Genomic DNA, 12,276 nt, shown 5'->3' on the forward strand with positions numbered 1-12,276 from the left:
GCAAGGCATTCATGAAAGAGGGGCAGAGTCATGCGCATCTTGTTCACGGGCGGCAGCGGCAAGGCGGGGCGGCACGCCATCGCCTACCTGTTGGAGCAGGGGCACCGCGTCCTGAATCTCGACCTCACCCCGCTCGATCTGCCCGGAGTCGACAACCGGATCGCGGACATGACAGATGCCGGGCAGGTCTATGACGTGATGTGCAGCTACGCGGGCTTCGACGAGCTGGAGCCGGGCACCGGCGTGCCCCGTTTCGACGCCGTGGTGCATTTCGCCGCCGTGCCCCGCATCCTGCTGCGTCCCGATAACGAGTGCTTCCGCGTGAACACGCTCGGCACCTATAACATCATCGACGCGGCGCTGAAATTCGGCATCCGCAAGGTGATCTTCGCCTCCTCCGAAACCACCTATGGCGTCTGTTTCGCCGATGGCGAACGCAAGCCCGACTACCTGCCGATCGACGAGGAGCATCCCACGATCCCCGAGGACAGCTACGCGATGTCGAAGGTGGTGAACGAAGCCACCGCGCGAAGTTTCCAGCGCCGCTCCGGGGCCGATATCTACGGGCTGCGGATCAACAACGTGATCGAGCCGCATGAATACGCGCAGAACTTCCCCGCCTACATCGAGCAACCCGACCTCCGGCGGCGCAACATCTTCGCCTATATCGACGCGCGCGACCTGGGCCACATGGTCGATCGGTGCCTGGCGGTCGATGGGTTGGGCTACCAGGTGTTCAACGTCGCCAATGACAATCACTCGGTGGCGCTCGGCACCTCGGAGATGCTGCAACGCTATTACGCGGGCGTGCCCCTGCACCGGGACATGGCCGAAGACGAAACCTTTTATTCCAATGCCAAGGCCAAGAGGATGCTGGGCTTTGCCCCGCGCCATGACTGGCGGCGCGAGATCAAGGGCTAGTCACCGTCTGCGGCGGGCAAAGCGCTCAGCGGCGCGCGGCTCAGCGAATTGCCGGCCTTCGCCGCCTTCGCCGCAAGAGCGATGAACTGGGCGCGCTCCTTGGGCGTCAGGCCGGGCAGGATATCGTCCTGAAGCGCCTGGACAACCGGGGTCAGCTCCGCCAGCAGAGCCTCGCCTTGTGGTGTCAGCCGCACCTCGCGCCCGCGCCGGTCGGTTGCGCTGACCTTGCGCGACACCAGCCCGCGGGTTTCCAGCCGGTCAACCACCCCGCCGATCGTGGCGCGGTCATAGGCGATGAGGCCCGCAAGGCTGGCCTGGTCGATCCCCGGATGGGCGTGCAGCGCGGTCATGGCCGCAAACTGGACCGAGGTCAGGGTCAGGCCGCGGTCCTTCATGCGCTCCTGGAACACGGCCGTGGAAATCTGGTTCAGACGCCGGATCAGGTGCCCCGGCATGCGGTAGATGTCTGCCTGTTTCGCCATTCCGCCCTCTTGCCTTGCCCGGGCCACGCTACCCGAGTGCCTGCGGCCCGTCACGCCCCCGAAACGTATAGCGATCGTGGGGCTGTTCACCCTACAGAAACAATCGCCCCATTATCGCCATTATCTTTGGTTATTGTTTACCTGACGGAAAAGAATCAATGAACGAGCAGACCGTCACAAAAAATTCCTCCCTGGACTGGCTAATGGGCCACCTCTTCGTAGGTGGCCTTTTTCTTACCCCGCCCTGCCCCGGCGCAGGATCATCTCCTTGGCGGCCACGACGGCCCCCAGGGTGATCAACAGGCACGCTGTGCCGACGACCCATGTGAAGGGGCTGGCCCCCAGGGCAATCAGCAGCAGGGTCGACAGAAGCGGCGCCGAGTAGCTCGCGGCCCCGAGCACCTGGATGTCGCCGCGCTTCACGCCGATATCCCAGACGAAGAAGGCCAGCCCCACGGGACCGAGCCCAAGCCCCAGCACGGCGAGCCATTGGCCCATGCCCGAGGGCCAGACCGTGTCTTCCAGCGCCAGGTGTGCGCCCGTGGCCAGCACCGCCGTGACCAGGCAGAACCCGGTCACCACGTCGGTGGGCACCTCGGCGAAGCGGCGCGACAGGACCGAGTAGCCGGACCAGACGAAGGCCGCGAGGAAGGCGATGGCATAACCGAAGGCGTAATCGGGGTTGAGGCTCAGCGACTGGCCGCGCGTCACGATCAGCGCCGCCCCGGCAAAGCCCATCAGTGCCCCGGTGACGTGATGCGCCCGCAGTTTCTCGCCCGGCGCCAGCGCCGACAGCACCACGATCAGCAGCGGCCAGAGATAGGCGATCAGGCTTGCATCCACCGTGGGCGCGTTCCGAAGCGCGGTGAAATAGAGGAAGTGGTAGCCAAAGAGCCCTCCAACCCCAAGCGCCCAGACCCGCCAGGGCTGGCGCAGCGCTTTGATGCCCTGCGGGCGCAGCAGCCACGTCGCCACCCCGGCCAGCCCGCCGATGCCGAAACTCATCGCGGTCAGCTGAAACGGCGGCACCTCACCGCTGGCGGCGGTGAAATAGGCCAGAAGCGCCCAGAGCAGCACGGCAACGAAGCCGATCCCAGTGGCGGTGGTGCGGGTCATCAAGCGGGTCCTTTCGCGCGGTCCGATTTGCCCTAGCAAGCCGCCACCGCCCGGGCAAGCGCGCTCAGATCGGCTCGATCAGTTCGGGGCCCTCGGCGCGGTTGGAATTGACCTTGGGGTCCACCCGGAAGCTCTCGAACCGCCCGGCAGGGGCTGCCGTCATCAGGCGGGCCGCGCCCTTGCCTTCCTCGCCCAGCCACATGGCGAACTGCTCGGGTGCAAGGCTCACCGGTTCACGATGGTGGATGTGGCTCAGCCCCTCGCCCGCCGGGCAGGTGACAACGGCAAAGGTGGTGTGGCTGTCCTCGCCTGCGGCCCAGTCCTGCCAGATCCCCGCCAGGACCAGCGGGTCGCCATTGGCGGGGCGGATATACCAGGGCAGGCGCTTGCCCTCGGCGTCCTTTGTCCATTCGTAGAACCCCGTGGCCATCACCAGGCAGCGGCGCTGGCGGCAGGCCTCTCGGAAGGCGGGTTTCTCGGCGATGGTTTCTGCGCGCGCGTTGATCAGCAATGGCCCGTCGGTGGGCGACTTGTACCAGCGCGGCAGGAAGCCCCACCGCATCGGACGGTAGAGCCGGGATCCTTCCATCGAGGTCACAACCCCAACCGCCTGCGTCGGGCAGACGTTGAAGCGGGGGCCGTCGGGCAGATCATTTGCGGGCGCGGCCCCTGCGAACCGCGCCATCGCGTCGACCTTGTGAGTGATGGTCATGCGTCCGCACATGGGCGGAGGGTAGAACCGCTGCGCGGCCCCTGCAAGCGGGCCGAAATGCAAAAGGCCGGGCATCGGCCCGGCCCACAAGGCGGTCAGCTCGCGCGACGCCCGGGCGATCAGTAGCCGTAAACGGCGGTACGGGCGATCTTGCGGATGTCGCCCGAGTAGATGTCGAGGTCCAGCCGGGTTTCCAGCGGCAGCGCGTTCAACTCGCGCAGGGTGCGGCGGTAGGCGGCATATTTGCGGACGTCTTGGGCCAGCTTGGCATGGGAGAAGGACATCGGTGTTTCCCTTCAGGTCTCAGGTTTCGATGATCCCAATATGTTAGCGCCAACATAAACGACAACTGCCAAGACCCGAAAGCCGGAATGCAGGATTTGCATGGCATTAAAAAAGGGCCGGGCAGTTCCCTGCCCGGCCCCCTTGGTCCGCACCAGGCGGATGGTTTATTCGGCCTCGGTGATGCGGCCTTCGAGGGCCGGCGTGTAGGGGCTGTTCTCGGCCAGGTAGTCAGCGACCACCTGCTCCAGGCCCGGGCCGTAATCATAGGCGTTCATACCCTCGGAGGAGAACACGCGATAGCCATCCCCGCCTGCGCGCATGTAGTTGTTCGACACCACGCCATAGGTCGCCTCGGGGTCGATCGCCACGAAGCCATCGGCGGTTTCGATCTCGACCGACACGATGCGGCTACCGGGCTCGCCCGCCGGGTTCCACGTGTAGCGCATGCCCGCGACCTGCGGGAAGCGCCCGGCTCCGTCTTCGACCTGGCTCACGCCGTTTTCGAGGGCCGCGATGATCCCCGCCCCGGTCAGCTGGAACGTGGCCAGCGTGTTCTGGAACGGCAGCACGGTGAAGACCTCGCCCATGGTGATCGGACCACCGTCGATCGAGGCCCGCAGACCGCCCCCGTTCTGGATCGCAACGTCGATACCCTGGTCACGGGTGCGCTCCAGCATGGCGGTCGCCACCAGCACGCCCATGGCGCATTCGCGGGCGCGGCAGTTGTCGCGAGAACCGTCGATCACGTCGGCAGCCTCGGCCACAACTTCGGCCATGGCTTCCTCGATCGGGGCCGCCAGTTCGGCCACGCGCGCCGCAATGGCGGCGTCGGGCTCGACCGAGGCATCCAGCAGCATGGTGTTGCCGTCGGCGAAGATCAGGTTGCCGTCATCGTCGAAGGTCACCTCCAGGTGGCCCAGGTACTTGGAATAGGCATAGGCCTGCACGATCGGCACCATCGAGCCGCCGGGGCCGTCGACCCAGGTCGGATAGGGGCCATGACGGCGCGGGTCATCGGCCGACAGGTAGGTATGCGAATGGCCGCCCACGATCAGGTCGAGCCCGGTCACGGCCTCGGCGATGCGCATGTCCTGGGCCAGGCCCACATGGGTCAGCGCGATGATCATGCCGACGCCCATCTCGGTCAGCTCATCCACGTCGGACTGGATCGCGTCGATCTCGTCCTGGAAGATCACGTTGGGGCCGGGGCTGGAGGTTTCGGCCGTATCGGTCGCCAGCGCCGAAACGATCCCCACCTGGTGGCCGTTCACGTCGAGCACTACGTAGCTGTCGACCTCGCCGTTCAGCTCCTCGGACCTGCTCAGGTCGAGGTTGCCCGAGATCACCGGGAAGCTGACGGTTTCGAGGAAGCGGCGGAAGTTGCCGGGACCGTCGTCGAATTCGTGGTTGCCCACGGCCATGACGTCGAAGCCGATCGCTTCCATCATCTCGGCTTCCACGTCACCCTTGAAGGTCGTGTACATGAGCGAGCCCTGGAACTGGTCGCCCGCGTCCATGACGATCACGTTCTCGCCTGCGGCGGTCAGTTCGTCACGCAGACCGTTGATCGCGGTCGCCACCCGCGCCACGCCGCCAAAGCATTCGCCCGCGGCGTCGTCTTCGGCCGAACAGGTGCTGTCAAAGCGGTTGATCGGCTGGATCCGGCTGTGAAGGTCGTTGATATGAAGAATATGAAGAGTCACATCGGCAGATGCAGCGGTGCCAAGGGCCGCCAGCATTGCCGTCGAACACAGGATTCGAGCAAACATCGGAAAGTACTCCCTGTCGGTTTGTTATCCGCTCAGCTTGGCGGGGTGCCCGATTCAAGTAAAGGGGGTCGATGACCGTGACGTGACACTTGACGCCGGGTCGCCTTCGGGTCACTCCACGGCCATGCTGATTTTCAAGATATTCCGGCCCGGGGAATGGGCAAAGCTGCGCGAAAACGGGCAGACGGCAGGGGCGCCTGTCGACCTGGCCGACGGGTTTGTGCATTTCTCGACCGCTGACCAGGCGGTGGAAACGGCGGCCCGGCACTTCGCAGGCGAAGACGGGCTGGTGTTGCTGGCGCTGGAGGCCGAGGCGCTTGGCCCGGCCCTGAAATGGGAGGTGTCGCGCGGCGGCGCGCTCTTCCCCCATCTATTTGCCCCCCTGCGGCTGACCGACGTGCTGTGGACCCGGCCCCTGCCCCTTCTGGACGGCGTGCACCAGTTCCCCGAAGAGGTGCTGGGCCATGTCGATCCGACGCGGGTGCAGTTCGACGCCTTCAAGGCGCTCGACCGTGACCACCCGATCGAGATGCTGAACCTCGTGCGACTGCGCGAGACCGCCGCCTATCCCGAAGGCCACGCGCTGGCGGGAAAGGGGCTGAGCGGGGCCGAGGCCTATGCCAGTTACGGCCGTGACACGGCACCGATCCTGGCGCGGCTTGGCGGCGCCATCGTCTGGCGCGGGGCCTTCCAGTCGATGCTGATCGGCCCGGCGGGCGAGCATTGGGATCATTGCTTCGTGGCCCGCTACCCCTCGGCCCACGCTTTTCTGGAAATGGTCACGGACCCGGATTACCGCGTCGCGGTGGTGCACCGCCAGGCGGCAGTGCGCACGTCGCGCCTGATCCGCACCGCACCCGCAGTCGGAGGCACAAGCTTCGGATGAGCATGATTGAATCCCTCGGTATGGCGCTGATGCGCCGGATGGACCCCGAAGCCGCCCACGGCCTGGCGCTGAAGGCGCTCGGGATGGGGCTCGCGCCCCTGCCCGGGCCGGTAAGCTCGGACCGGCTGCGCACGGTGCTGGCCGGGCTTGAGCTGCCCAACCCGGTCGGACTGGCGGCGGGGTTCGACAAGAACGCAACGGCGCTGGCACCGCTGGCGCGCGCCGGCTTCGGCTTCATCGAGGTGGGGGCCGCGACCCCGCGCCCGCAGCCCGGCAATCCCAAACCGCGCCTCTTCCGGCTGGCCGAGGATCGCGCCGCGATCAACCGCTTCGGCTTCAACAATGACGGGATGGAGGCCATCGCTTCCCGGCTGGCTGCCCGCCCCAAGGGCGCCGTCGTGGGGCTGAATCTCGGGGCCAACAAGGACAGCGCCGACCGCTCTGCCGATTTCGCGACCGTGCTGGCCTGCTGCGGCCCGCATGTGGATTTCGCCACGGTCAATGTCTCCTCTCCCAACACGGAAAACCTGCGCGATCTGCAAGGCAAGGCCGCGCTCGAGGCGCTGTTGCGCGGTGTCATGGAGGCTAGGGCGACGCTGCGCGTCGCGATCCCCGTGTTCCTGAAGATCGCGCCCGACCTGGAGCCTTCCGAGATCGAGGATATCGCCGAGGTGGCGCTGTCGTCGGGGATCTCGGGGATCATCGCCACCAACACCACGAAATCGCGCGCAGGGCTGCAAAGCGCGCACAGGGACGAGATGGGCGGGCTCTCCGGCGCGCCGCTATTCGAGATGAGCACGCGGGTGCTGGCGCAGCTTTCTCGCCTGACCGACGGCAAGCTGCCGCTGATCGGCGTGGGCGGGGTCGGATCGGCGGAACAGGCCTATGCCAAGATCCGCGCGGGCGCCTCTGCGGTGCAGCTCTACACGGCGCTGGTCTATGGCGGACTGTCGCTGGCGGCACAGATCGCGCGGGGGCTTGATGAGCTCCTGGCGCGCGACGGGTTCAGCACCGTCGCCGAGGCCGTGGGAACCGGGCGCGACGACTGGCTGTAGTCACAGCATCGCGACCGGGCGGGGACAAAAATCTTCGCAGATTTTTGCAAGGATTTTCCAAAATCCTTCCCCCCGCCTAGCCCGCCGCGCGTTCCAGCGCCGGGTAGCGTGCGCCCAGTGTCACCGACCTCAACACGTAAAACAGCATCATCGCGGCCCAGAGCCCGTGGTTGCCCCAGACCGGCGGCAGCAACCAGGCCGCGAGGGCGAAGCCCCCCGCCGACAGGATCATCATGTTGCGCATGTCCCGCGTCCGGGTCGCCCCGATGAAGATGCCGTCCAGCATGAAGGAAGGCGCCGCCAGCACGGGCGAGATCATGACCCAGGGCAGGTAAACCCGCGCCTCGGCGCGCACCGGCTCAGCCGTGGTCATGATGTCCACGATCCAGCCGCCCGCCAGCGCAAAGCCAAGCGCCGCCAGCCCCGACAGGCCGATGGCCCAGAGGCTCGCCACCGTCGCCCCGCGCCTCAGCCGGCTTGCGGACCGCGCGCCCATGGCCTGGCCCACCAGCGTCTCGGCGGCCAGCGCGAAACCGTCCAGCCCATATGCCATGAGCGACAGGAATTGCAGCAGGATCTGGTTTGCTGCCAGGGTCACGTCGCCAAAGCGCGCGCCCATCAGCAGGAAGGCGGTGAAACTGGCGGTCAACAGCACGGAGCGCAGCATGATGTCGGAATTGACCAGCGCCATGTGCACCAGCCGCGCCCGGTCGAAAACCCGCCCCCAGTCGCGCCAGTCAGGCACAAGGAACGCCCCCCGGCACAGCCACAGTCCCAGAGCCAGCCCCGACCATTCCGCAAGGAATGTTGCGAAAGCCACGCCATTCACGCCCCAGCCCAGCCCCATGACGAACACGAGGTCGAGCAGGATGTTCAGGCCGTTCATCCAGATCTGCAACACCATCACGGCGGCGGTGCGCTCGCTGGCGATGAGCCAGCCGGTGATCCCGAACACCGCGATCGCGGCAGGGGCCGACCAGATGCGGGTCGCCATGTAGCCGCGCGCCAGCCCCTCCACCTCCTCCGAGGCCGGAGAGATCAGGAACGCGGCCCGGAAGATCGCCCCCTGCAGGGCGATCAGGGCCGCCCCCGCCACCAGCCCGATCATCAATACGCGCGTGAGCAACGCCGCCACCTCGCCCCGGTCGCCCGCGCCCAGCGCCTGCGCGGCCAGCCCCGTGGTGCCCATGCGCAGGAAGCCGAAGATCCAGTAAACGGCCGAGAGGATGACCGCCCCCACCCCCACAGCGCCAATCGGGGCGGCCTCGCCAAGCTGGCCCACCACGCCGGTATCGACCAGCCCCAGAAGGGGCACGGTCACGTTCGACAGCATGATCGGCAGCGCGATCTTCAGAACCCGGGCATGGGAAATGGTCGCGGGGGCACCCGCCGTCTCAGCCACTGCTCACCCCGTTGCGGGTGGGCATCAGGAAATGCCCGGTGGCCTGCGCGAAGAGCTTGTCGCGATTGTCCTGCCAGGCTTCCACATGCACGCTGGCATAGCGCCGGCCCGAGCGGTTCACCCGCGCCCGCGCATAGGCATCGCGCGGCAGGCCCGACCGAAGGTAGTCGACGGTAAAGTCGATCGTCTTGGGCAGGCGCGGCATGGTCTCGGGCGTCAGCTCTTCCACCGTGATCCGGCCCGACTCGATCTCGTCCCACAGGCTCTGCCAGCTCAGCCCGACGATGGCCGTGACCTCCAGGAAAGACGCGATGGCGCCCCCGTGCAGCGCGGGCAGGAAGGGATTGCCGATCAGCTTCTCGTCGAAATTCATGACCGCTGTCAGCTCGTCGCCACGGCGATCGAACGCCACCCCGATGAAGCGGGTATAGGGCACGCCCTCGACCAGCAGCCTCAGCGCCCGGTCGCGGCGTTCCTTGACCACCTGCACCGGTTCAGGACGCGCGCGGCTCATGACTTGGCCTCCTTCGGGCGTTCCACGGTGAAGGCACCGGCCGCCGTGGCCACGGGGCGGCTTTCATCCTCGTCATAGGCCGAGGCACGCACGAACCCCACCGAGCGGGTCACGTTATAGCACTCGGCCCGGGCAACGATGCGCTGGCCCGGCGTCGCGGGCCGCATGTAGTCGATCCGCAGGTCGATGGTGGCGGTGCCCGCGGGGGCCTCCGGGTGGCTCATGACGGCCGCGCCGCCACAGGTATCCATCAGCGCAGACACTGCCCCGCCATGAATGACGCCGGTGCGCGGATCGCCCACCAGCTCCTCGGCCCAGGGCATCGAGATCACGGCAAACCCGTCACCGATATCATCGAGGTTCATCCCCAGCGCCTTGGAAAAGGGAATGGCTTCTATGAATTGCTTGGCAATCCGGGCCTTTTCCCCGGGCTTCAGCGTCATGTGCCCCGCACCTCCGATACTGCGATGTCCTTCGCTTTCGCCCCAAGTGGGAACATGGTTTTGCATTCCCCGCAAGCCTGATGCAAAATCCCGTTACGGCATTCGGGACAAGATGAAGACGGACACGAGATGAGCGAAGAAAGGCTGTCGTTCAAGGACATGTGCGCACGGTTCGACGTGACCCCGCGCACGCTGCGCCATTACGAGTATATCGAACTGCTCTTCCCCGAGCGTGAAGGGCGTCAGCGCTTCTATGGCCCGCGCGAGATCGCGCGCATGACGCTTATCCTGCGCGGCCGCCGCTTCGGCTTCAAGCTGGAGGAGCTGCGCCAGTGGCTCGAACTCTACGATGCCGATCCAGAGCAGCGCCTTCAGCGCAAGGTCTGGATGGAAATGGCGGACAAGCAACTCGACGAGTTGCGCTCCCGCCGCGAGGAGCTCGACGAAATCATCGTCGAGCTGGAGCGTCTGCGCGATGTCTGGGACGCGTCCCAGGACTGATCTAGCCTCCCCTCGAACGAAATGACGTTACGTCGAAAGGGCGGGGTCGCCTGACGTTCGGTCACTTTCAAAGGTGACGCGACGTTTCATTTACGTTAACGTAAACCTAGACGGTAGAGTGAGTCCCAGAATCGCATTTCCGGGGATCGCTCTCGATGAACATGATGACGATAGGTGACCTCATGGATCCTGAAACCATGACCATCCGCGAGATGTGTGACGCGTTCGACGTTACCCCTCGCACCCTGCGGTTCTACGAATCCAAGGAACTGCTCTTTCCCATCCGCGAAGGCCAGAAACGGCTCTTTACCCGGCGCGACCGGGCGCGGCTCAAGCTGATCCTGCGCGGCAAGCGCTTCGGCTTCAGTCTCGAGGAAATCCGGCAGCTCCTGGAACTCTACTATGTCGGAGACCAGCAGGAAACGCAGCTGACCCGCACGCTGGAAGTGGCGAGCGAGCGGCTGGATGACCTGGAACGCCGCCGTGCCGAACTGGACGATGCCATCGACGAGATGAGATCGCAGATGGGCATGGTGCAGGGCATGCTGGACGAGCTCTCCGGCGAATCCAAAAAGACCTGAAGGCCCATTCACGATCGCCTGCCTGTATTCCGGGAGACCCAGATGCCGAGCTACACCGCCCCCACAAAGGACATGCAATACATCCTTCACGACGTGCTGAAGGTGACCGACCAGGCCATCCCTGGCTATGACGAGCTGGAGCGCGACTTCACCGCCGCGATCCTCGAAGAATGCGGCAAGCTGAATTCCGAAGTGCTGGCGCCGCTCAACGTCGTGGGCGACACCGAAGGCTGCGTGCTGGAAAACGGCGTTGTGCGCACGCCGACGGGCTTCAAGGAAGCCTTCGACCAGGTTCGCGAAGGCGGCTGGACCGGGCTCGACATGCCCGAGGAATTCGGCGGCCAGAACATGCCCTACGTGATCGCCACCGCGACGCTGGAGATGTTCGCAGCCTCCAACCAGGCCTTCGCCATGTACCAGGGCCTGACCCACGGCGCGGCCTCTGCGATCCTGGCCCATGGCACGGAAGACCAGAAAGCCACCTACCTGCCCAAGATGGTCAATTGCGACTGGACCGGCACCATGAACCTGACCGAGCCCCATTGCGGCACGGACCTTGGGCTGATGCGCACCAAGGCCGAACCGCAAGAGGATGGCAGCTACGCCATCACCGGGCAGAAGATCTTCATCTCGGCGGGCGAACATGACATGGCCGAGAACATCATCCACCTCGTCCTGGCCAAGATCCCCGGCGGCCCCGAAGGCATCAAGGGCGTCTCGCTCTTCATCGTGCCCAAGTTCCTTGTCAACGAGGATGGCAGCCTTGGCGCGCGCAACGGCGTGGCCTGCGGCAAGATCGAAGAGAAGATGGGCATCCACGGCAATTCCACCTGCGTCATGAATTATGACGGCGCGAAGGGCTGGCTCCTGGGCGATCTGCACAAGGGCATGCGCGCCATGTTCACCATGATGAACGAGGCGCGGCTCGGCGTGGGCATGCAAGGTCTGGCGCAGGCCGACGTGGCCTATCAGAATGCGCTGGCCTATGCCAAGGACCGGCTTCAGGGCCGTGCCGTGACCGGCGTGGAAAACCCCGACGGGCCCGCCGATCCGCTGATCGTGCATCCCGATATCCGCCGCAACCTGATGGATCAGAAAAGCTTCACCGAGGGCGCCCGCGCCTTCATCCTTTGGGGTGCAACCCTGATCGACCAGGCGCATCGCAACAGTGACGCCGATGCCGACGGGCTGATCTCGCTGATGACCCCGGTGCTCAAGGGCTTCCTGACCGACAAGGGCTACGACATGACCGTGCAGGCCCAACAAGTCTATGGCGGCCACGGCTATATCGAGGAATGGGGCATGTCGCAGTTCACCCGCGACGCCCGCATCGCGATGATCTACGAAGGCGCCAATGGCGTGCAGGCGCTCGACCTCGTGGGCCGCAAGCTGGCAGCCGATGGCGGCAAGCACGTGATGGCCTTCTTCGAAATGGTCAAAGCCTTCTGCAAGGACAATGCCGACGAGGCGATGGAACCCTATGTCGGCCCGCTCAAGCAGGCGTCGAAGGACCTTCAGGCCGCAGGCATGTTCTTCATGCAGAACGGCATGAAGAACCCCAACGCCGCGCTCGCCGGCTCGACCGACTTCATGCACATGATGGGCCATG

General features: G+C 65.6%; 14 protein-coding genes and 1 pseudogene. 7 read left to right on the plus strand and 8 right to left on the minus strand.

The genetic code is table 11. From position 1 onward, the window contains the following. The first annotated feature begins 30 nt into the window (after positions 1-30). Positions 31-921, plus strand: a complete 891-nt coding sequence (locus tag ACEQXV_RS06570; RefSeq protein WP_370255108.1) for an NAD-dependent epimerase/dehydratase family protein — start codon at positions 31-33, stop codon at positions 919-921. Here the strand turns inward: ACEQXV_RS06570 and ACEQXV_RS06575 are convergent. The 5 genes from ACEQXV_RS06575 to ACEQXV_RS06595 form a co-directional block, all read right to left on the minus strand. Then, on the minus strand, positions 918-1,403 hold the full coding sequence (locus tag ACEQXV_RS06575; protein WP_370268402.1) for a MarR family winged helix-turn-helix transcriptional regulator: 486 nt from the start codon (positions 1,401-1,403) through the stop codon (positions 918-920). The genes ACEQXV_RS06570 and ACEQXV_RS06575 overlap by 4 nt on opposite strands. Positions 1,404-1,637: 234 nt before the next feature. After that, positions 1,638-2,519 carry a DMT family transporter gene (locus tag ACEQXV_RS06580; protein ID WP_370268404.1) on the minus strand — a complete coding sequence of 294 codons (882 nt, stop codon included), beginning with the start codon at positions 2,517-2,519 and terminating at the stop codon, positions 1,638-1,640. 64 nt (positions 2,520-2,583) lie between these two features. Next, entirely contained in the window at positions 2,584-3,243 is a 660-nt protein-coding gene (locus ACEQXV_RS06585) for an SOS response-associated peptidase (RefSeq protein WP_370268412.1), read from the minus strand. 107 nt (positions 3,244-3,350) lie between these two features. Then, on the minus strand, positions 3,351-3,515 hold the full coding sequence (locus ACEQXV_RS06590; RefSeq protein ID WP_370255112.1) for a hypothetical protein: 165 nt from the start codon (positions 3,513-3,515) through the stop codon (positions 3,351-3,353). 165 nt (positions 3,516-3,680) lie between these two features. Then, positions 3,681-5,285, minus strand: coding sequence for a bifunctional UDP-sugar hydrolase/5'-nucleotidase (locus ACEQXV_RS06595; protein WP_370268406.1), 1,605 nt, complete (start codon positions 5,283-5,285; stop codon positions 3,681-3,683). A gap of 124 nt (positions 5,286-5,409) precedes the next feature. On the opposite strand from ACEQXV_RS06595, the pseudogene ACEQXV_RS06600 reads away from it, so the two are divergent. From ACEQXV_RS06600 to ACEQXV_RS06610, 3 genes and pseudogenes are all read left to right on the plus strand, one after another. Continuing rightward, a pseudogene (locus ACEQXV_RS06600) lies at positions 5,410-5,742 on the plus strand (DUF952 domain-containing protein); the annotation flags it as partial. Then, complete coding sequence (locus ACEQXV_RS06605; RefSeq protein WP_370253729.1) at positions 5,740-6,171, plus strand: DUF1330 domain-containing protein; 432 nt, start codon at positions 5,740-5,742, stop codon at positions 6,169-6,171. The pseudogene ACEQXV_RS06600 and the gene ACEQXV_RS06605, both read left to right, overlap by 3 nt. After that, entirely contained in the window at positions 6,168-7,226 is a 1,059-nt protein-coding gene (locus ACEQXV_RS06610; RefSeq protein ID WP_370268407.1) for a quinone-dependent dihydroorotate dehydrogenase, read from the plus strand. The genes ACEQXV_RS06605 and ACEQXV_RS06610 overlap by 4 nt, the downstream gene beginning before the upstream one ends. 76 nt (positions 7,227-7,302) lie before the next feature. Here ACEQXV_RS06610 and ACEQXV_RS06615 read toward each other — a convergent pair whose 3' ends face one another. From ACEQXV_RS06615 to ACEQXV_RS06625, 3 genes are read right to left on the minus strand one after another with little or no spacing between them, the layout of a single operon-like run. After that, on the minus strand, positions 7,303-8,628 hold the full coding sequence (locus tag ACEQXV_RS06615) for an MATE family efflux transporter (RefSeq protein WP_370253724.1): 1,326 nt from the start codon (positions 8,626-8,628) through the stop codon (positions 7,303-7,305). Further along, positions 8,621-9,142: a PaaI family thioesterase gene (locus ACEQXV_RS06620; RefSeq protein WP_370268408.1), complete on the minus strand. Its 522-nt coding sequence runs from the start codon at positions 9,140-9,142 to the stop codon at positions 8,621-8,623. Before ACEQXV_RS06620 ends, ACEQXV_RS06615 begins: the two co-directional genes overlap by 8 nt. After that, positions 9,139-9,585, minus strand: coding sequence for a PaaI family thioesterase (locus ACEQXV_RS06625; RefSeq protein WP_370253722.1), 447 nt, complete (start codon positions 9,583-9,585; stop codon positions 9,139-9,141). The genes ACEQXV_RS06620 and ACEQXV_RS06625 overlap by 4 nt, the downstream gene beginning before the upstream one ends. A gap of 129 nt (positions 9,586-9,714) precedes the next feature. Here ACEQXV_RS06625 and ACEQXV_RS06630 point away from each other — a divergent pair, with 129 nt between their 5' ends. The 3 genes from ACEQXV_RS06630 to ACEQXV_RS06640 all read left to right on the plus strand — a co-directional run. After that, positions 9,715-10,086, plus strand: coding sequence for a MerR family DNA-binding transcriptional regulator (locus ACEQXV_RS06630; protein ID WP_370253720.1), 372 nt, complete (start codon positions 9,715-9,717; stop codon positions 10,084-10,086). A 182-nt stretch (positions 10,087-10,268) separates the two neighbouring features. Next, a complete protein-coding gene (locus tag ACEQXV_RS06635; RefSeq protein WP_370253728.1) occupies positions 10,269-10,667 on the plus strand; it encodes a MerR family DNA-binding transcriptional regulator in 399 nt (132 codons plus the stop codon). A gap of 42 nt (positions 10,668-10,709) precedes the next feature. Continuing rightward, positions 10,710-12,276 (plus strand): acyl-CoA dehydrogenase (locus ACEQXV_RS06640; protein ID WP_370268411.1); only part of this gene is annotated, 1,567 nt, incomplete at its 3' end.

This window comes from Nioella sp. (assembly GCF_964229645.1).
Classification (GTDB): Bacteria; Pseudomonadota; Alphaproteobacteria; order Rhodobacterales; family Rhodobacteraceae; genus Nioella.